This window comes from Wolbachia endosymbiont (group B) of Scrobipalpa ocellatella (assembly GCF_964188425.1).
Classification (GTDB): Bacteria; Pseudomonadota; Alphaproteobacteria; order Rickettsiales; family Anaplasmataceae; genus Wolbachia.
Genome location: NZ_OZ077190.1, coordinates 512,742 through 531,675, shown reverse-complemented (window position 1 = coordinate 531,675; position 18,934 = coordinate 512,742). Strand labels below are relative to the sequence as shown.

21 protein-coding genes are annotated in these 18,934 nt (G+C 35.3%); 15 read left to right on the top strand and 6 right to left on the bottom strand.

The genetic code is table 11. The features are described from left to right. Nucleotides 1-85: 85 nt before the first annotated feature. The 6 genes from AB3210_RS02455 to AB3210_RS02430 form a co-directional block, all read right to left on the bottom strand. Nucleotides 86-2,230 carry an AAA family ATPase gene (locus AB3210_RS02455; RefSeq protein WP_264690047.1) on the bottom strand — a complete coding sequence of 715 codons (2,145 nt, stop codon included), beginning with the start codon at nucleotides 2,228-2,230 and terminating at the stop codon, nucleotides 86-88. Between the two features lie 35 nt (nucleotides 2,231-2,265). Continuing rightward, nucleotides 2,266-3,258: an AAA family ATPase gene (locus tag AB3210_RS02450; protein WP_264690046.1), complete on the bottom strand. Its 993-nt coding sequence runs from the start codon at nucleotides 3,256-3,258 to the stop codon at nucleotides 2,266-2,268. 162 nt (nucleotides 3,259-3,420) lie between these two features. Then, complete coding sequence (locus AB3210_RS02445) at nucleotides 3,421-3,924, bottom strand: hypothetical protein (protein WP_230609029.1); 504 nt, start codon at nucleotides 3,922-3,924, stop codon at nucleotides 3,421-3,423. A 27-nt stretch (nucleotides 3,925-3,951) separates the two neighbouring features. Continuing rightward, nucleotides 3,952-4,761 (bottom strand): AAA family ATPase, encoded by an 810-nt coding sequence (locus tag AB3210_RS02440; RefSeq protein WP_367363649.1) that lies wholly within the window; start codon nucleotides 4,759-4,761, stop codon nucleotides 3,952-3,954. Nucleotides 4,762-4,784: 23 nt separating this feature from the next. Then, nucleotides 4,785-5,588: an ATP-binding protein gene (locus AB3210_RS02435; protein ID WP_264377111.1), complete on the bottom strand. Its 804-nt coding sequence runs from the start codon at nucleotides 5,586-5,588 to the stop codon at nucleotides 4,785-4,787. 52 nt (nucleotides 5,589-5,640) lie between these two features. Next, nucleotides 5,641-6,129, bottom strand: a complete 489-nt coding sequence (locus AB3210_RS02430; protein ID WP_264377110.1) for a sigma-70 family RNA polymerase sigma factor — start codon at nucleotides 6,127-6,129, stop codon at nucleotides 5,641-5,643. 252 nt (nucleotides 6,130-6,381) lie between these two features. Between AB3210_RS02430 and AB3210_RS02425 the strand changes: the two genes are divergently transcribed. From AB3210_RS02425 to AB3210_RS02355, 15 genes are all read left to right on the top strand, one after another. Beyond that, nucleotides 6,382-7,068: a hypothetical protein gene (locus tag AB3210_RS02425; protein WP_264686082.1), complete on the top strand. Its 687-nt coding sequence runs from the start codon at nucleotides 6,382-6,384 to the stop codon at nucleotides 7,066-7,068. Nucleotides 7,069-7,084: 16 nt separating this feature from the next. Then, on the top strand, nucleotides 7,085-9,016 hold the full coding sequence (locus tag AB3210_RS02420) for a DUF4815 domain-containing protein (RefSeq protein ID WP_264690044.1): 1,932 nt from the start codon (nucleotides 7,085-7,087) through the stop codon (nucleotides 9,014-9,016). Nucleotides 9,017-9,027: 11 nt separating this feature from the next. Then, nucleotides 9,028-10,212 (top strand): hypothetical protein, encoded by a 1,185-nt coding sequence (locus tag AB3210_RS02415; protein WP_264377107.1) that lies wholly within the window; start codon nucleotides 9,028-9,030, stop codon nucleotides 10,210-10,212. Next, nucleotides 10,212-10,406 carry a hypothetical protein gene (locus AB3210_RS02410; protein ID WP_264377106.1) on the top strand — a complete coding sequence of 65 codons (195 nt, stop codon included), beginning with the start codon at nucleotides 10,212-10,214 and terminating at the stop codon, nucleotides 10,404-10,406. The genes AB3210_RS02415 and AB3210_RS02410 overlap by 1 nt, the downstream gene beginning before the upstream one ends. Further along, entirely contained in the window at nucleotides 10,403-11,788 is a 1,386-nt protein-coding gene (locus AB3210_RS02405; RefSeq protein WP_264377105.1) for a hypothetical protein, read from the top strand. Before AB3210_RS02410 ends, AB3210_RS02405 begins: the two co-directional genes overlap by 4 nt. A 15-nt stretch (nucleotides 11,789-11,803) precedes the next feature. After that, nucleotides 11,804-12,355 carry a hypothetical protein gene (locus AB3210_RS02400; protein ID WP_264377104.1) on the top strand — a complete coding sequence of 184 codons (552 nt, stop codon included), beginning with the start codon at nucleotides 11,804-11,806 and terminating at the stop codon, nucleotides 12,353-12,355. Beyond that, nucleotides 12,348-13,523 carry a phage tail sheath subtilisin-like domain-containing protein gene (locus AB3210_RS02395; protein ID WP_264377103.1) on the top strand — a complete coding sequence of 392 codons (1,176 nt, stop codon included), beginning with the start codon at nucleotides 12,348-12,350 and terminating at the stop codon, nucleotides 13,521-13,523. The genes AB3210_RS02400 and AB3210_RS02395 overlap by 8 nt, the downstream gene beginning before the upstream one ends. A gap of 15 nt (nucleotides 13,524-13,538) precedes the next feature. Further along, nucleotides 13,539-14,045, top strand: a complete 507-nt coding sequence (locus AB3210_RS02390) for a phage major tail tube protein (protein ID WP_264690043.1) — start codon at nucleotides 13,539-13,541, stop codon at nucleotides 14,043-14,045. Between the two features lie 83 nt (nucleotides 14,046-14,128). After that, nucleotides 14,129-14,386 carry a phage tail assembly protein gene (locus tag AB3210_RS02385; RefSeq protein ID WP_264686026.1) on the top strand — a complete coding sequence of 86 codons (258 nt, stop codon included), beginning with the start codon at nucleotides 14,129-14,131 and terminating at the stop codon, nucleotides 14,384-14,386. After that, the gene (locus tag AB3210_RS02380; protein ID WP_341821595.1) at nucleotides 14,383-14,514 is read left to right on the top strand and encodes a hypothetical protein; all 132 of its coding nucleotides are present in this window, start codon (nucleotides 14,383-14,385) and stop codon (nucleotides 14,512-14,514) included. Before AB3210_RS02385 ends, AB3210_RS02380 begins: the two co-directional genes overlap by 4 nt. Further along, complete coding sequence (locus tag AB3210_RS02375; protein ID WP_262986493.1) at nucleotides 14,496-16,787, top strand: phage tail tape measure protein; 2,292 nt, start codon at nucleotides 14,496-14,498, stop codon at nucleotides 16,785-16,787. The genes AB3210_RS02380 and AB3210_RS02375 overlap by 19 nt, the downstream gene beginning before the upstream one ends. Then, nucleotides 16,787-17,134, top strand: coding sequence for a phage tail protein (locus AB3210_RS02370; protein ID WP_262986492.1), 348 nt, complete (start codon nucleotides 16,787-16,789; stop codon nucleotides 17,132-17,134). Before AB3210_RS02375 ends, AB3210_RS02370 begins: the two co-directional genes overlap by 1 nt. 26 nt (nucleotides 17,135-17,160) lie before the next feature. Next, entirely contained in the window at nucleotides 17,161-17,340 is a 180-nt protein-coding gene (locus tag AB3210_RS02365) for a tail protein X (protein WP_214303299.1), read from the top strand. Further along, nucleotides 17,337-18,302 (top strand): phage late control D family protein, encoded by a 966-nt coding sequence (locus AB3210_RS02360; RefSeq protein ID WP_264377099.1) that lies wholly within the window; start codon nucleotides 17,337-17,339, stop codon nucleotides 18,300-18,302. The genes AB3210_RS02365 and AB3210_RS02360 overlap by 4 nt, the downstream gene beginning before the upstream one ends. Nucleotides 18,303-18,350: 48 nt before the next feature. Continuing rightward, nucleotides 18,351-18,869: an ankyrin repeat domain-containing protein gene (locus tag AB3210_RS02355; RefSeq protein WP_262986489.1), complete on the top strand. Its 519-nt coding sequence runs from the start codon at nucleotides 18,351-18,353 to the stop codon at nucleotides 18,867-18,869. Nucleotides 18,870-18,934: the final 65 nt, after the last annotated feature.

The following is an 18,934-nucleotide window of genomic DNA, read 5'->3' as shown; positions in this document are numbered from 1 at the left end:
GAATTCATTTTTTGTTCTTAAAACCTTACTTTCAGAGAGACAAAATGAACCCACAAAACTTTCATAAGTGAGCTTTAAGTATTTTTTAGAAGTTACCTATTTCAAACCTTCCTGCACCTAGCTTAAACTTACCTTCTCCTCTGGCAAAAGAACCAGTTTTGATATCAAGCCATTTATCCTCTTTTGAGTTTGTAGCCATACCTTTTACTATTTTTCTTTCGTTTAATAGTTCCTGTGCTAAACGTTCAAGTCTATGCCTACTAACACCATGAAATGCAGCTGGTAATCTATGCCGTTGTTGAAACACTCCTGGTCCACCTGTATGAGTAAACGGATGACCTTCTTCTGCTGACACTGCAATAGCTTGCATCAGTATCTTTTTTAAGTATTCATCAGATAATTTTCCAAGCTTAAATTCCTCAGATATATCCTCAAGCAAGCCAGTTGAGGAGCGTAAGTAAGTTCTTATATTCCTATCTGTTGCTCCATTAGACTTAACTATAGCTCCTTGGTATACTGCATTATTAACTTTATTAACCTTTAATGTATTAAACACAGTATTCTGATGCTCTGTTGAAGCAGGCCATAATGCAAAAGAACACCTCACACCATCAACAAGTGCAGTTGTACCTCTTATCGCATCTCTTGCCTGTTCCACAGTCGTAATCGGTTCACTGCACTTAGGTTTTCTCATATGATGTGCTACAATTACAGCTGCTCCTGTTTTATTTGCTAAGCTTGCAAGTAGCCCAATTGCGTAATATCCCATTTCTGGATCTGAGTTTATATTAGCATGGACAAATGATACTAGTGGATCAAATACTATTAGTTTTAGATCTTTAATTTTATCTAATTGTCCACAGATGTCTTCGAATTTATCTGAAGTTTCAGGACATTTACCACGCATGTTGCTTTTCACTATAGAAAAGGGCTCTCCCGTATTTGGAATAGGTATAATAAATAATCGATTTTGATATTCTGCTCTCTTGCTACCAGGATCAAGACGATCAAGACGACGGTGTATCTCACCTGCATCATCTTCTGCTGAAAAAATCACCACTGATCCATGCTCTGTAACAAGGGAACCAAAACCACATATCTGATCTGCATCACTTGCAACCTTAAGTGCCAAGTCAAGGAGTAGCATACCTTTACCTGTATCTCCCATAGCAGCTACTATTGAGGTAACACCTAAAGGAAATAACCCTTCAACAAGAAACCTTTGTATTGGTACTGAACCTAAATAACGACTCACACTCCAGTCTAAAATGTTAAGCGGCTGTTTTGTAGATCTTTCTAAACTTTTCATATTTGAAGTATTTGGAATGTCAGTAGATGGGGTATCAATAGTAAGTAAAGGAGTTGAAGCTAAAAATTCTTCAATGCTTATACCCTCCTTTACACAATCAGCGGCATCCCATTTCTCAGGCTTATCTTGAGGAATTTCAAGCACAGCAAGTGATGCAACTCCAAGATCTAACAGCTTTTTTGCAGCATTTTCAGCATATCGTTTGCCTGGTTCATCATTATCTGGCCATATAATAATGTGTTTACCTTTAAGTGGAGTCCAATCTGTCTTCTCAATAGGTGCATTTGCTCCTGACATTGCTGTTGTTGCAATTATTCCTTTCTCTATCAGCACTTCTGCACATTTTTCTCCCTCAACCAGAACAACTTTATCGGACTTTAAAATACCTGGAATATTATATAGTGGCCTTATCTCTGGTACACTAAAGGTGGATTTTTTGATATCAAAAGGAAGATATCTCTTTCCACTATCATCATCATAACGATATACTCTAACAAGAGCTTGGCCTTTTTCATCGTAATAATCCCAATATGCAGTTGGATTACCTGCAGTTTTGTCAGTTTTGATCTTTTTAAAATGACCAAGCCATTCAGCTATAGAGTCCATTACTTCAGTAAACTCTGTTCTAGTACTTTTTCTATGCACTTCTGCCCAAAGGTCGATAATGTCACCACCTTCTCCTGTTGCAAAATCATGCCATAGGCCAGCTTCACTGCCACTTAATTCTACTACTAGACTCTTTCCTTTATCACCTTGTATATTGCCTACATAAAACTTATCACCACGAAAAATCCCTCTTGGCAATAGATAAGAAAGGCATGATCTGATATTTAACAGAAGCTGAGCTTTAAGTTGTTCTTTTTCTACTAACGGTGCATTTTTTCGTGGAGCTGCAGTATTAAAATCACAATAGATATCCATAAAATCTCCAATATATTTAAAGTTTAGAAATTTGGTTAAGCTGTAGCTATCCAGCGTCCGTTAACCATATTTATGAATTTTGTTGGTATTGGTTTGCCGTTTTTAAGTTCGTACATCAATTGCAGAGTATTCCTTTCTGGCCTAAATATCATTATTCCAGATGTATATAAACTTCTTAAAACATTAGCACCACTCAATGCTTGAAATGGATTCTTTTTTAACGTGGTTGTTGACATTTTTTTGGTGTAATGTGTAACTATTACTCCAGCAGCAGGATTAGTTATAGAGCGTAGTTCATCAATACTATTTTGCAGAAAAGAGATCATACTCCTATAATCAAAAAGAGAGTCTATCACTATAAGATCAACTGTTTTTACATCGAGATTTTCCGACATAATTTCTTTTATTTTTTCCACATTCAAAGTTAACTGTACTTTTTTAGTAATAACTAAGTTTTCTGTTCCTTCATCAAGGATTTTCTTGCTGATTCTTAGCTTCTGTAAGCGCTCTCTATATTCCATTTCATTCTGTAGATAGAATATCTTAAGTGGCCTTGCAGGCTTCATACCAAGAAATGATACTCCAGCAGCTAAATGTACTAACATGGAAAGTAGAAAATTACTTTTTCCTATTTTTGGAGTTCCACCTATAACTAAAAGACCACTTGGAGTTAGAATTCTTGGGCCTATTATATCTTTTGGCATTGGTGATTTATCATTCAAGTAATGCCTTGCTGAAAACGATGTAATTTTATGTTCTGTTGTGTTTTCTTTAGTATTTAACCACTTCTTAGCGGAATTTATATCACCTTTAACTAAAGTCCAAAGATCAATAATATCACCACTGATTCCTTTAGTAAAATTACGCCAATTTCCAGCTTCTTTACCCACTATTTTAACTGTAATCGTATCCCCATCACAATTGCCAACATAAGTCCTCTCTCGATAAAAATTACCGTTTGGAATTAGGTAAGGTACACACTCCTTAATATTATCAATCAATAATCCTTTTATTTCCTTTCTCTGCATAAAACCCCCATACATACTTTTCATACGTTTAGAGCTGAGATTAGCTAGCTCACAAACAGTTTCAAAAGACTCTGCATTTAATTGCTTCTTTCTTTAGCTCTACTGCTGCATCTTTGATAGCTCTCTCAATTACAGCAATCCAGAGCTTCTCTTCGTCGTACTTCAAAATGGCAACCAGTCAGATTCAATACCATTGTTTTGTTCTGGAGTAACAACTGTAGCAATTCTGTTTCTATCTCCGTATCTACTGTCGGCTTCAATACCAACTTTTGCAGTAAACTCTAACCCGTTAAAATCAGCTATAGAGTTGATTTTTCTAGCAATCACTGCTTTTTCTGAAGTGTCATTTGCATGAATGTTCCGTGCTGACTCTAAAATACTTCTAAGCATAGAACGTCCAGATTCTCCCCAAGTATCTTCTCCTTCAACGCTTGCTTTGCCACTTTTAATACCAATTACTTGAAAAATCTTACGTTTTGCATATTGACCTTCAGTGACGGTAAATTCAGCGTTTAAATAGATGCTGCCGGTAGCATAGCTTTTAGTGAACCAATTTTCATAACCTCCAGGCTTTATTGCCATTTTTACCTTGACTATTGTACCTTTTGGTATTAAATTGCTCTGCAGTTTTGCGTTATTAAAATCAGTTAAAAAATCTGATAACATATTGTCCTCCTATAAATTAAGTAAAAATCAGTTACTCCATTGGTCTGCAAGCTTCCAACGACCATCTATCTTATCAACAAGCTTATTTGCTACACGTTCACCATTACGAAGCTCAAATACTATTTGACGGACAGTGCTTTCCTCATCATGAGCAAACATCACCATGCCAGTGCTATAAAATCCACGTAAAGATCCAGCACCACTTAGGCCTTGAAATGGATCTTCTTCTAACATTTTTTTGGATAGTTTTTTTGTATGGTGAGTGAGTATTATGCCCGAATCTGGATTGATAACATTTCTCAGTCTTTCAAGTGTTTTTTGCAAGAAGAATAACATAGCGCTATTGTCGTTTTCATTGCCATATTCACTTGAGTTAAAAATGTTACGAAGAGGATCGACGGCAATAATATCAGGTTTGAAACGCTCTTTGATAACATTTTTAATTTCATCTATTTCTTCACTGCTGAAAGATAATTGTACTCTTGGTGTAATGATTAAGTTATTGGCAGCTATATTCAAAAGTTCGTTATCCAGTTGAAGTTGTTGCAAACGTTCTTTCATATATTCATATTCAATTTCAGTTTGCAGATAGAAAATTTTCATAGGTTTGCTTGGAGTCATACCCAAAAATGAAACTCCAGCAGCCATGTGGACAAGCCATGAAATTAGAAAATCGCTTTTGCCAATTTTAGGTGGGCCACCTAGTACCAATAGACCTCTTTTTGTTAAAATCCTTGGTGCGATTATATCTTCTGGTATCGGTGCTTTGTCGTTTAAATACTCTTTTATGCTGAAAAAGGGAATTTTTTGACCGATATTGAAAAAGCTTTGTTCCATAATAATTATTCTCCAATTTTTAATTAAACAATAGGAGCCAAAGTTTTGGCTTTAATTTTCGCAAGTAATTTACCTAGATGTGGTTCCTCAACCATATTCAGGCAGCCACTGCGATCTTTAGCTGGGTATCCCCAAGTATTAATAGTCTGACAGACAAATGAACGTTTCTCTGTACCATCATCTTTCTTGATTCCAACCATGCTGATTACCTCATCAACTATCCCTGGAATCTCACTAGCAGTTTTAGCTCCTTCACATTGAGGTAGCCAAGTTGGACGATTGCAGTCATCGAGATATTGACCTAATGTGCCAACTATTATGATGTCTTTATCTCTGATATGTTGAAACTGATTGAGCCAAGCCATCATCTCTTGCGCAAGTATTCCGTAAGCAGCTCTCATGTCTTGCTTTCCACTTCTCTCAGAAAAAGCTTCCGGTTGCATTTTTGCCCATAAGAGACAAAGACGTGATGCTACAGTGATGCTATCAATAAAAATACATCGATATTTAGAAAACTCTTCATTGTATTTACTTGATACGTGCTCATAGTGTCTTTGGCTATACGCTTGATCAGATTTTAGTGCAGGGTTCGGACCACCAATTAGGCAGGCAATATCCCGAGCTTGATTCCAAGTACGAACACTAATTGAATCTCCCTGCCAATCTTGAACAGCAAGCAGACCTGCTTCAAAGTCAAGACATAGTGTTGGTTCACTTATAGTCTTTAAGAGGCTGGTTTTACCAATACCGTAAGGACCAAAAATTACTACTTTTATTCCTGTAGTTGTTTTCAATCTTTCATTATTGTTTAGAATTTTAAAAGTCATTTATTCACCTCAATGGTATATGTTATATATTCAGGAAAGGTAGAATTTATGTTCAATTTTTCTTTTTGCTCTTGTAGTAGATGGAAGAGAGTTTTATACGTATTTTTCTTATCATAGTATTTAAAGTAGTTCTTGATATGTTGTTCATCTTAGCAACTTCATATAAGTTAAAGTACTTGAGTTGTTCGCATATCTTTTGCATCTTTCTTGGTAGCGTTGAAATCATGTAATCTACATCAGTACGTTTCGCTACTTCATCTTCAAAAGCTTCTGTTTTCTCAATATTGACATAGTTATTAATATTGCGCTTCATACATAGTTGTTTCTCCAATAAGTTATTGGCACGACGTTCAGTTAATCTTGCTACAAAAGTGTTAAAGCTACCTTTACTTTCATCATATCTATCAAGATAAGTCCAAATTTCACAGAAAAGTTCTTGCTCAAGATCTTCATGAGTTTCATGAGCAAAGCATTCAAAAAGTTTTAATCTCTTAGCTTGATACCGTATATTTTGAACAACTATGGCAGTTTTTAGTTTCATAACTTTTCCCTAAAACAATTAATGCTTTAAGGATGAGAACTTACAGGTCCACTTTGTAGGACAGGGGCAAAAATAAATAATACAGATGCAATTTTTAACCTATTGATATTCTATTGTTTTTTTTTCGAGAATAATACAGTTCGATTTTTAAATAATACTGCAACAAAAAATTAGGCAAAAATTCATTTTTTTTGGACAAAAATTTTCCAAATCCTGAATATATATTATATAAGCCTTTCAAACTCATCACAGGTGTCAATTCTTACACAATCAGGAAGAGCAGCAATAGCAGCAAGTATAAAAGAGCAGCCGATACATCTTGCCTGGGGAACAGGTGATGCAGGTTGGGAAAGCAATCATAAAGTAGAAAAAACTTTTGCAGCTGATAGCGAAATCAAGCTTGATCACCATCCCATTAAAGACGTAAAAATTTTTATCAGACAAACAACTTATCAGCCAAGTATAGATTATATAGTTGAGAGTAGTACTGGTGTTATTCAGCGCACAGAAAATAGCTCTATTGTAGAGAATAGTACAGTTACTATAGAGTACGTTCAAAGCACACCACCGGAGCCTATTACTTCTCAAAAACTACTCAATGAACTTGGCAGACGTACTGCAGACGAAGTTCTCTTCTGCAAAGGTGATGAAAACGGCGAACTTATAACTCCTTCTGGAAGGTTTAAATCTTCCGCTGTACCAACCAACAATCTCTACCTTAAATTTACTTTCGATTTCACGGACGCAGCAAATCAAGTTATACGGGAATTAGGGGTTATGGTTGGTACTAAAATAAAAGAAGGATTACCTGAAGGACAGAGATATTTCGAGCCAAAAGACGTGGAAAATCCTGGGATTTTGTTAGTTTTAGAACACACCGTACCACTTATCAGAACATCTGCAACTCGGGAAACTTTTTCATTTGTTGTAACTTTTTGAATTTTTCTAGCATAAAATGACTTTAAACGCCTATTATAACCGCTTTAATCCTGACAAAGAGTACGAAAAAAGTTTGTTCCTGGCAGGAAGAGGTCTACAATCTGCAGAATTAAACGAAACCCAAGAATATGCTCTCTCTAAGCTTAAAGGCATAGGTGATGCAATATTTCGTGATGGTGATGTTATAACAGGAAGCAATTGCATCATAGATGGGGAAAAAGTTACACTTGAGTCAGGAAAAATCTATCTTCGTGGAGCGGTGAGAAAGGTAGAGGCAAAAGAGTTTGTTATCCCGCTTAATACTACAGTTCGCATAGGTGTTTATTATCTAGAATCTACAATTACAGAACTTGAGGACGAAAATCTTCGTGATCCTGCAGTTGGTACACGTAATTATCAAGAAGTAGGCGCTGCAAGGCTTAAAGTTTCCACCATTTGGGGTTATCAAGCAGAAGGTCTTTCTCCACGTTTTTCTGAAGGAGAATTTTATCCAATTTATAACATTGAAAATGGAGTATTAATAGAACATTCACCGCCACCACAAGCAAACATAGTAACTACAGCTCTTGCTCGTTATGATAAAGAAGCAAATGGATCTTACGTAGTAAACGGTCTAGAAGTAATTTGTTTGCAGAGAGAAGAAGGGGACGAAAAGGGGAAAAAAATATTTGTGATTAATGAGGGCAAAGCTCATGTTGATGGCTATGAGATTGAACTTCCTCACAGTATTCGTGTTTCTTTTGATGAAGATCCGGATATAAAATCAGTTGAATCAGAACCACATACTTTTCAGCCAAATAGCCAAAGAGTAATGGAACTTAAAGTTAATGATTTTCCAATAAGTGAAATTAAAAAAGTAGATATAACCGTTCAAAAAACCATTACCATTACTCACGGTTCATACTCAGGAGCTGTTGATCCAATACCTGACTCTGCGGTACTTGAGATTATTCAAATTAAACAAGGTAATGTTATTTATGAAAATAGTATAGATTACAAATTAAACGCAGGAAACGTCGATTGGTCATTACCTGGTAAAGAGCCAGCTCCTGGAAGTAGTTATCAAATAACTTACCACTGTCGCACTCATGTAAGTCCTGAAGATATAAGTGAAGAGGGATGTAAAGTAAAAGGAGCAGTTGATAACAGCTTGGTTCTGATTGATTACACCTGGAAAATGCCCCGCTTTGATTTAATTACTATCGATAGCAAAGGAGCAGTAAGGAGAATAAAAGGTATAGCTCACCCTTGGCGACCATCAATGCCTAAAGCACCTAGCGGACAACTTTTGCTCTGCTACATTCATCAGACATGGAAAAACGGAGAAAAAGAAGGGATAAAAATAGTGAATAATGCTATTCATGCTGTACCGATGAATGAGCTTGAAGCAATGAAAAAAGGAATAAATGATCTTTATGCTCTTGTTGCACAGGAACGTCTACGCAGTGATGCAAATTCAAGAGAACCTACCACCAAAAAAGGAATATTTGTTGATTCATTCTTTGATGATGATATGCGTGATCAAGGAATTTCGCAGTCTGCAGCAATAGTAAATAGAGAGCTAGTTCTGCCAATAGATGTAGAAGTTGCAGATATTGAAAAAGGTGGGGAAAGATATCTTTTGCCTTATAAACTTGAACCGGTACTGGAGCAGCTTTTACAGACCAAAGGAGAAAAGATCAATCCATATCAAGCTTTTGATCCAGTCCCGGCACAAATTACTCTAAATAAAAACATTGACCACTGGACAGAGGTTACCACGAATTGGAAAAGTCCAGTAACTAGAGTGTTTAATACTAGAGAAACAACAGAGCTATTGTCAAGTAATTCTTATGAAACTGAATTTATGCGAGAAGCAGTACAGAATTTTGAGATCGAAGGTTTTGAGCCAAATGAAAAGCTCAAGGAGGTGAAGTTCGATGGTATCTTCATTCAGCCTACTGCGTAAGAGGTAAAAATATGCTCACAGCTAACAACCAGGGAAAATTAAAAGGAAGATTTACCGTTCCTGCTAATATTCCAGCAGGTACTAAATTAGTACAATTTTATGGGGATAAAGGAAGCTATGGAGAGACAACTTATACTGGTAAAAAAACTATTACTATAGAAGAAAGAAGAAGAGTTATCGCAGCAAGAAGAATTGACCCTTTAGCCCAAACATTTACTTTAAATGAGAGCAGACACATAGGAGGCCTAAACTTATGGTTCACAAATAGCGGCAAAAAACGTGTTGTTGTGCAGATTAGAGAAACAGCAGTGGGAATGCCCTCGCAGACTGTCATTGCTGAAAGTTATATTGAGCCAAAAGATATAAAGATAGATGGCACAGCAACATGTATAGAATGGCCACCAGTGTTTTGCCATGCAGGAGAGGAGTATGCAATAGTACTGCTTACTGATGATCCTGGTACTGCAGTAAAGATAGCAGAACTTGGCAAATATGATGCAGTAAATAGCCGTTGGGTAACAAGTCAGCCATATCAAGTAGGAGTATTACTTTCATCTAGCAATGCAAGCACCTGGACTCCACATCAAAATTTAGATTTAACGTTTCGACTACTAGCTGCAAAATTTAGCGAAAATTCTCACGTTATTGATCTTGGTAAAGTTACTGCAAATAACGTATCAGATTTAATTGTTTTGACGAACGTCGAAAAAGTAGCATTTGATACCAATGTAGAATTTATTCTGACAGATGAAGAAGGAAAAGAAAATTTTCTATCTGATAACTTGCCGCTCGCGCTGCGTGAAAGACTATCTGGAGAGCTAACAGTAAAGGCAAATTTAAAAGGGTCAAAAGAAAAAAGTCCAGTGCTATATCCTGGGTTACAGCTAGTTATGGGTAATATAGGGGAAAAAGGAGATTATGTAACTAGAAGCATTACAGCAGGAGCTAACACTAAAATCACCATAACGTATGATGCGCTAATACCTGGCACTGCAGATGTTAAAGCATATGTACAAAAAAACGTGGATTGGCAATTAGTAAATTTAACATCAGGAAAACCAATTGGAGAAAGCTGGGTGGAGAGAACTCATGTACTGACAAACTTTAATGCTAATGAGACAAGGATAAAATTAGTTTTAAGTGGAACAGTTGTTTATCGCCCTAAGGTAAAAAATCTCAGAGTGATTGTCACATAATGACTGTTGACCAAACCAAACGAGGATATCCACTGCCTCATCCAGAAAATATTGCTGTGCAGGATGTTGTTCGTATCCGTATCACAATTGAGAAAATAGATGAAGATATTACCGAAAGAGAAGATGAGCATAATCAACTAAAAAATAATTTTAAACGATTTAGATTTGAAACTTTTTTGAATTTTTGGGAATGAAAGAAGCAATAGAAGCGTTACATCAAAGGATAAAGGATTTAGCAGCAAACAGCACACCTGATCAACTGGCATATCTTGCAAAATCACTGGAATTGATAGCAGATAAAAAAGCTATTGCTGACATTGTGCAGATGACTGAAGTAAAAGGAATAATTGATGCACTACAAAAAAGACTTAAGGATTTAGCAGAAAACAGTACTCCAGATCAACTAGCATATCTTGCTAAAGCACTGGAATCAATAATCGGCAAAAGTTCAGTTTCTGAAATTGTACAGATGACAGATGGTAAGCTAAAAGAACTTCTTGATAGTGCAAAAAAACACTTAACTGATCTGGATAATAAAAAAGCTAGTTCTTTAGCAGTGATCTCTGAATCAGAGAAGCAGTTATTAAAGAGAATTGATGAAAAAGGAACAACAAATTTATCGCTACTTGATACAAGAAAGAATGCCAATATTGCAGCAATAAACAGTGTTGGCGATGATCATAAAGATGGTCTTAAAGGTTTAGTGAATAACTTCCGTACTGTTAATGATGTACCAAGTGGCTCATCAATCATGAAAGAAGTAAGAAATCGTCATATGATTGAACCTGGAGCATTACCTTTTTTATTTGGTGTACTAAGTAGAAAAAATAATTACTTTGGCCACGGAACTTTTACAACTGAGCTTGGTCAGTGGAGTAGTGATGTAACAAAAACAGACTATATGCTACAACTACTAGCAGGTACTCACACATATGATACAAGCTATGTTAGTTTTTATCGGCCAAGACAACTCAGTTTTTTAGAGGGAAGCAAAGGTACATTTATCTATGGAGAATTATACCCAAGATTCATGTATGATGGATTTTCTGAGCAATTCAATATGCTGAAATACCCTTATGCTGCATTGGGAGTAATATTCGTAAAAAACACAAGCAATGTAGATATAAGTAAAACTCTAAACTTTGTTGGATCTGCAATGTGGTATAAAGATGAAGTTAATTATGGAGGAGCAGGATTATTTATAGGTACACCTGATAAAACTAATACAAGGAAGTCAGAGATTTCGAGAATTACTTGGGCACGTATTTACCAGCATGAAATTAACAGTCCTGAATTTATTGCATCAGGTAACATAATCATTCCAGCAGGAAAAACTGTTACAGTGTTACTTTATACGTCATCCAATCTTCACTCAGGGGGTGAAAGAGTTGGTGAGACACCTGAGTTCTTTGAAAGTGAGCATACGTATAGCACAATCTATGGTCAATTTATTCAGTGGGGAATATATAACTTTCGCAGCAATTTTCTAACCACAGGACTTGAGGTGGACGTAGAGAGAACGCTAAGAGCTTGGCAATGCCCAGGATTAGATGCCACTCATAAAATTTGGAATTAAAAACGGAGAAAACCAATGCCAATTTATATTAGATTTGAACATAACAAACAAGTAGAAACAACAACGCTTGAAAGTAAGCCAATTGGAAATGATTGGTATGAAGCGCCAAAGAATTTTGACTGGCAAAAAAGTTATTGTTTAACAGAAGGAGAGAAAATTGTTGAAAGGAATAAGGAAGATATTGAGCTGGAATTATTGGAAAATGCAAAACTTTCTGCACTTTCTAGTCTCCGTACTTATTATAATAACTATACTCACCAATACGCAGGATATTCTCATCAGAAGCTTAAGTCGTACGAAATACAAGCAAAAGCCGCAGAAAACATTCTAGCAGCACCAGAATCTATAGACGAAAAAGATGCAGAAATTATAGAGCCATTAGCAAAAGTACGTGGTATTACAGTTACTGAAATGGCAAGAATCATTGAAGAAAAAGTAAAAAAAGCAGTAAAAGAAATAATGAAATGTGAAGAGTTGGAAGACATTACCAAGAAGAAAATTGCAGAAGCCAAAAGTGTAGAGAACTTACTAAACGATTTTAAACAAAAGATGCAAAGAAATGGTTGAAGAATTTTTGCACGGAGTAAATGTTATTGAGGTAACCTCAGGAGCAAAAACAGTACGTGCAGCTAAATCATCAGTGATAGGTGTAATTGGTACTGCACCTGAAGCTGATGAGCAAAAATTTCCACTGAATAAACCGGTACTGATAGCAGGAAGCTTAAAAGAAGCAGCAAGACTTGGAAAGAATGGAAGTTTACCTTCTGCAGTAAATGGAATATTTTCCCAAATCGGTGCAACAGTAGTAGTTATTCGAGTTAAAGAAAGTGAAAACAGCGATTCAAAGCTCAAAGAAAGTGAAACTATTCAAAGTATAATCGGTGGAGTTGATAAAGAGACTGGAGAATATCAGGGAATTGAGGCATTTCTCAGCAGTGAAAGTATAGTCCATGTTGCGCCAAGAATATTAATTGCACCTCAGTTTACTCATCAGTTACCTGAAATAGATGGAGTAAATCCAGTAGTGAGTGCTTTAATTTCCATAGCAGAAAAATTAAGAGCAATTATTGTTGCAGATGGACCAAATACCAATGATGAAGAAGCAATAAAATGGCGAAAAAGCATCAGTAATTCAAGAGTTTACGTAGTTGATCCATGGGTTAAGGTGTTTGAAGGGGAAGAAAAACCGGCAAGCCCATTTGTAGCAGGTTTAATAGCTAAAATAGATAGCGAGCAAGGATTTTGGCATTCACCTTCAAATAAAGAGATAAATGGTATTGTTGGAACAAGCAGGCCTATTGATTTTACGCTCGGTAATACAAATTGTAGAGCAAACCATTTAAATGAAAATGAAGTAACAACGATAATTCATCAAAATGGCTATAGGCTTTGGGGAAATAGGACATGTTCAAATGACTCAAAATGGGCTTTTTTGTCAGTGAGAAGGACTGCAGATTTAATTAACGATAGTTTACTTCGAGCTCATTTATGGGCAGTTGATCGCAATATTACCAAAACCTATATAGATGATGTGATTGAGGGGGTAAATTCTTATTTGGCCAATTTAAAAGCACAAGGAGCGATTATCAGTGGAAAATGTTATGCAACACCAGAGCTCAATACACCGGCAAACATTGCAAGCGGGAAAGTGTATTTTGATTTCGAGTTTACACCACCATATCCAGCAGAACAGATTACTTTCAGGTCACATCTTGTGAGTGGTACAATATTATAAAAAGGGGAGAAAGAGATGTTACCAAAGATTTTAAAGAATTTTAATGTATTTGTTGATGGTCGTGGTTATGCAGGAAAAATAGATGAAATTACCCTACCAAAACTTACCATAAAAACAGAAGAGTATCGTGCTGGTGGTATGGATATTACAGTAAATATTGATATGGGCATGGAAAAGATTGAAGCAGATTTCACTTTTGCTGAATACGATACAGAGCTCTTTCGGCTATTTGGGCTGATAAATGGGAATTCAGTAGCTTTGACGCTCCGTGGTGGAATGCAAGGTAGTGGTAGCAATGATATTGAAGGAGTAATAATCAATTTAAGAGGCATTTTTAAAGAATTTGATTTTGGTAGCTGGAAACCTGCTGAAAAAGCCACTCTCAAATGCACTGTAGCTGCGCATTATTATAAACTTACTATAGGTGGTAATGAATTAATAGAGATCGATGCTGAAAATATGATCCGTAAGATTAACGGTGTTGATCAGATGGCACTACTTCAGACGGTACTTGGAATATGAAGATTTTTAGAATTATATTTTTTAGATGTTGATCAAATAGTTATAAATGTTTTACAAGATTTTATTTTTTATAGGAGAATTTTATGCAAACTATAACACTAAACAACCCAATTACAGTTGATGGAATTTCTGTTTCAGAACTTACCGTTAGACGTCCAAAAGTTAGAGACTATTTGGCAATAGAACGCATTAGTGGTAGTGACCTAAATAAGGAAGTAACTTTGACTGCCAATCTGACATCAGTTGCAAAAGAAGCAATTGAAGAATTAGATATTGCTGATTATGTAAAAGTGCAAGAGGTATTAAAGGATTTTTTTTCACCGATTATCCAAAAAACTTGAGATCAGAAATACTAGTGCTTGGCTCTATCATAGGTGGTGGAGTTGAGCACATTCTTGATATGGAGATTAGTGAATTTATTTCATGGAGCAAATTAGCAAGGGAGCTTAAATGTCAACGTTATCTATAAAAATCGGAGCTGTTTTAGATGGCAGTTTTAATACTGTAATAAAGGGCAGTAGTAATCAACTTACTTATCTTGGTGAGAACATAAGGAAGCTTGACTCATCTTTAAAATCAGTATCAAAATTTAAGCAGTTGGGTCATGATGTTTTGACTAGCAGGAGGTCGTGGAAGGGCTTTGAAGATCAAGTAAAATCTTTAGCTAAACAAATGAAGGCAATAGAGAAACCGAGCAAAACCTTAAAAGCAGAATTTGACAAGGCCAAAACCTCCGCAATAAAAGCAAAAGAAGCATATTTGAAAAAGAGAGATGCTTTGCATTCATTTAATGAAGCAGTAAGAAAAAGTGGAAGAAATATTAAGTCATTAGTAAGTGATCAATATAAACTTGGTTCTTCTATTGAAGTGCTAAAAGGTAAGTATGGTAAGCTTGGGTCTGCAATACGTAGTCACCAAAGTTTTTTAGCAAGCAAAGCACATTTTAAGTCACAAATTATAGAGACTATTGGGCTAGGGCTAACGCTTGCAGCGCCAATTAAAGTTGCTGTTGATTTTGAATCGGCTATGGCTGATGTAAAGAAAGTAGTAAAATTTGTGCAAAATGACACTAAAGATGAAGCATTAAAGTTTGCTAAAGAGTTAAAGAAATTATCTCGGGAGATACCCTTGTCAGCTGCAGAATTAGCACAAATAGCTGCAAGTGGTGGTCAACTTGGTATTGACAAAAATGATCTTATTAAGTTTACAACAGTAGTTGCCAAAATGACCACAGCGTTTGATATGTCGGCAGAAGAAGCTGGTAATGCTATTGCGAAAATATCCAACGTCTATGGAATTAAAGTTGATGGTATGGAAAATGTAGGTAACATAATAAACCATCTCTCAGACAATACCGCTGCTAAAGCACAAGAAGTGGTTCTTACATTAAATAGAATTGGTGGTAATGCTAAACAGTTTGGTTTAGAAGTTGATCAAGCAAGTAGCTTAGCAAGTACGTTCATAAGTTTAGGTAAACAACCTGAAAAAGCAGCAACTGCTATAAATAACTTTCTTAGTAAACTACAGACTGCAAGAGAGCAAAGTCCTGAATTTCACGATGCATTAGATGAGATGGGAACAAGTATAGAAGAGCTCGAACAAACCATTAAAAAAAATCCTCAAGAGGCAATATTACAATTCCTTGAAACTTTAAAAAGAATAGACGATCAAGAGCGTGCCGGTATTCTTATGAATCTATTTGGCGCTGGGTTTCAAGATGACATTGCTCTTTTAGTAGGAAGCTTAGACATTTATAAGAAAGCTATTGAACAGGTAGCTGATAAAGGAAAGTACCGCTCCTCAATGCAGAAAGAATTTGAAAATCGGGCAAACACTACAGCTAATAAATTACAATTACTTAAAAATGCAGTATTTGAAGCTGGAATGAATCTAGGGTCAGTGATGTTGCCTACTTTAAATTATGTAGCTGGAAGTTTGAAAGCAATAACAGAGCGTATAGCTTCTTTTGCAGAAAAATATCCAACTTTAACTACAGTAATCATGAGTACTTTAGCAGCTTTGATAAGTTTGAAAGTCTTAGTAGTGGGAGTAGGCTATGGAATTACTTTATTAGGAAGTACAATTTTTGGTCTTAAAGCAACGATATTGGCAACATTTTCATTTTTATCAGCTATAGTTTTCCCTGCAGTAATAACAGGGCTAAGAGCAATAACACTAGCTGTAATGACTAACCCAATTGGACTTTTAATAGCGAGTCTTGTTTCTGGTGCAGCTTATGTTCTAACTAACTGGCAAAAAGTGAAAGACTTTTTCTCTAGCTTTTGGAAATCACTCATTGAACCTATAGGAAAAGCTTTTTCATGGATGGGAAATACAGTTAGTAGCATATTTGCTGAGAATAACCCGATTAGAAAATTTGAAAATAATGGAAATTTTGTTAATAAGCTTTCTAAAAATAGCATTTTCAGTAACGGAAACCCATTGACAAGTAATAGTGCTATTAAACAATTTTCAGAAAATAGTAAAGGCAATTTTGAGAGTTTTAAAGTTAAAGGTGTTATAGAAGAAAAAAGAGCTATAGAACAAGAAGAAATTGAGAAAGCATTCAAGAAAAGTAGATATGAAAATAGGGAATCTAAAGTATATAACCAAGCATTCTATCAAACGTTTAATATCAACATTAAGTCTGAAGATGTCCGCAGCGTTGCTGATGCAGTAATAGAACGATTTAGAGAACAAGCACGTGGGGCACTTTTTGATATAGTTGAAGAGTTACATTGATGTTGCTTGGAAAATGTAAGCTTGAACCAATAAGCCTAAGATACAGTAAAGAAAAAAGGTGGTATACAATTGAATGTATTGAAAAAACGTCGCTACAAAACATTGGTTCAGGAATTGAATGTATTGATTTAACAGGAGTGATTTATTCACGTTATCAGAGTAATGGCTTAGAACAGCTAAAAAATATACGTAACACTCAAGAACCACACGTTCTAGTTGATAATTCAGGAAGTGTATTTGGAAATTTTGTCATTACTAATGTAGAAGAAAAGCAGATATTATTTTTTCCTGATGGAAAACCGAGAAAAGTTGAGTTTATTTTGAAGTTAAAAAGTTACAGTAAGTGATTTATTATTACACGAAAGAAAACGAAATGTTGGATTACATTTGCTGGAAACATTATGGATACAGTAGTGGAGCAGTGGAGGAAGTATTGCTTGAAAATCCAGGCCTTGCAGAATACGCAAGCTTTTTGCCCGCTGGATTAAGAATTAAGCTTCCTAAAATTCAGAAAATATCGAAAGAATCTGTCATAAATATTTTAGATGAATGACGCCAGACTTTGATATAGTAGCAAAAAATAACCCAGTAACAGAGGTTTTAAAAAAGAGTTTAATATTATTACGTGTTACTGATGGATCCGGTACTACAAGTGACGAAGCTGAGATATATATTAGTTATAACTCTAGCGCTTTAGAACTTAAGGGTAATTTACAGGTTTTTCTAGGATATAAAGAAACAGGTTTATTACCTATGGGGGTATATAAGGCAAATCAAATTACAATACAAAGTCCACCACAAACTTTAAGAATAAAATGTGACGCTGCAAGTTTAAGAGGATCATTAAAGGAAAGAAAATCAAAGGAATGGAAAGACATTACCTTGGAAGATTTGATTAAAGAAATAGCACAAGAACATGGGTATGAAGGTAAAGTCGCTGAAAGATTTGAAAATACATTTATACCACATACCATTCAAGCAGATGAAAGCGACATGAGTTTTTTGGAAGGATTAGGCAAAAAATATGATGCACTAGTAAAACCAGCAGGAGGATATATAATTTTTATTCCAAAGGGAGAAGCAAGATCAGCGACTGGAAAGATGTTAGGTACAACAGTATTAACACCTAAAGATATTATAAATTGGGAGGTAAATTTTAATGTGCGTAACAAATATGGATCTGTTATTGCAAAATGGCACAGTTATGAAAAGGGAGAAACTATAGAAGAGAAAGTGGGAAATGAGGGTCCAAGTTATACCCTGCAAACGCTTTACTCTACCGCAGAATCAGCAATTAGTGCAGCAGCAGCTAAGTTAAAACAACTAAAACGTAGTACATCAAATTTAAATGTAACTGTTCCTGGTAATCCAGAATTATTTGCAGAAGCTAAGATCAGCCTTTCAGGATTTTGTCAGGAAATTGAAGGTGAATGGATAATTAGCAAGGCAGAACATATTCTGAATAATAGAGGATATCAAACTATAGTAGAGGCAACAGTGAGCAAAGCTGTTTAAGTGAAACTTAAGCAAATGGTCATTTAATTCCAAATAAATATATAATACATGAACATAAATTCGATCATATATAAAAATAGACTAATTTTATTAATAGCACTAGCAGTATGTATTGTAATCGTATGTATTTCCTTATCTGAAAAGAGATATAAAGATAGCATTACTAAATTAGAGATTGCATCTGAAACTTGTGACCTAGAAAATATCGAGCTCTTGATACAAAATAATGTAAATATTGGCGAAAAAGCATTGCATTATGCTGCAGAAAAAGGATGTTTAGAAATTATAAAATTTTTAGTAGAAAAGGATGTTGATATAAATACTGCCAATAAATTTAAGCGAACAGCACTACATTATGCTGCAGATAATGGACATTTAGAAATTGTCAAATTCTTATTAGATAAAGGATCAAATCCTATAGCTACAGATCGAGATGGAAGAAGACCAAGAGATATGGCTGTAGTGGAATTGCGATATGATAAAAACAAAGGCAAAACATATAGAGAAATCATAAAGCTACTTGCTAAAGCAGAGGATCAATACGAATCAACAAAAAGTAATCACTAAAGCTGTAAGTTTTCTATAATCTATACATAAATTTCTAAAACTATCCATAACAAGTTAATATTTTC

Bases quoted from the DNA above. Each gene is read 5' to 3' on its own strand.
- AB3210_RS02435 (WP_264377111.1), bottom strand. From the start codon at position 5,588: ATGACTTTTAAAATTCTAAACAATAATGAAAGATTGAAAACAACTACA.
- AB3210_RS02375 (WP_262986493.1), top strand. From the start codon at position 14,496: ATGTCAACGTTATCTATAAAAATCGGAGCTGTTTTAGATGGCAGTTTT.
- AB3210_RS02420 (WP_264690044.1), top strand. From the start codon at position 7,085: ATGACTTTAAACGCCTATTATAACCGCTTTAATCCTGACAAAGAGTAC.
- AB3210_RS02405 (WP_264377105.1), top strand. From the start codon at position 10,403: ATGAAAGAAGCAATAGAAGCGTTACATCAAAGGATAAAGGATTTAGCA.
- AB3210_RS02410 (WP_264377106.1), top strand. From the start codon at position 10,212: ATGACTGTTGACCAAACCAAACGAGGATATCCACTGCCTCATCCAGAA.
- AB3210_RS02395 (WP_264377103.1), top strand. From the start codon at position 12,348: ATGGTTGAAGAATTTTTGCACGGAGTAAATGTTATTGAGGTAACCTCA.
- AB3210_RS02390 (WP_264690043.1), top strand. From the start codon at position 13,539: ATGTTACCAAAGATTTTAAAGAATTTTAATGTATTTGTTGATGGTCGT.
- AB3210_RS02385 (WP_264686026.1), top strand. From the start codon at position 14,129: ATGCAAACTATAACACTAAACAACCCAATTACAGTTGATGGAATTTCT.
- AB3210_RS02370 (WP_262986492.1), top strand. From the start codon at position 16,787: ATGTTGCTTGGAAAATGTAAGCTTGAACCAATAAGCCTAAGATACAGT.
- AB3210_RS02415 (WP_264377107.1), top strand. From the start codon at position 9,028: ATGCTCACAGCTAACAACCAGGGAAAATTAAAAGGAAGATTTACCGTT.
- AB3210_RS02400 (WP_264377104.1), top strand. From the start codon at position 11,804: ATGCCAATTTATATTAGATTTGAACATAACAAACAAGTAGAAACAACA.
- AB3210_RS02450 (WP_264690046.1), bottom strand. From the start codon at position 3,258: ATGCAGAGAAAGGAAATAAAAGGATTATTGATTGATAATATTAAGGAG.
- AB3210_RS02455 (WP_264690047.1), bottom strand. From the start codon at position 2,230: ATGGATATCTATTGTGATTTTAATACTGCAGCTCCACGAAAAAATGCA.
- AB3210_RS02365 (WP_214303299.1), top strand. From the start codon at position 17,161: ATGTTGGATTACATTTGCTGGAAACATTATGGATACAGTAGTGGAGCA.
- AB3210_RS02430 (WP_264377110.1), bottom strand. From the start codon at position 6,129: ATGAAACTAAAAACTGCCATAGTTGTTCAAAATATACGGTATCAAGCT.
- AB3210_RS02355 (WP_262986489.1), top strand. From the start codon at position 18,351: ATGAACATAAATTCGATCATATATAAAAATAGACTAATTTTATTAATA.
- AB3210_RS02440 (WP_367363649.1), bottom strand. From the start codon at position 4,761: ATGGAACAAAGCTTTTTCAATATCGGTCAAAAAATTCCCTTTTTCAGC.
- AB3210_RS02445 (WP_230609029.1), bottom strand. From the start codon at position 3,924: ATGTTATCAGATTTTTTAACTGATTTTAATAACGCAAAACTGCAGAGC.
- AB3210_RS02360 (WP_264377099.1), top strand. From the start codon at position 17,337: ATGACGCCAGACTTTGATATAGTAGCAAAAAATAACCCAGTAACAGAG.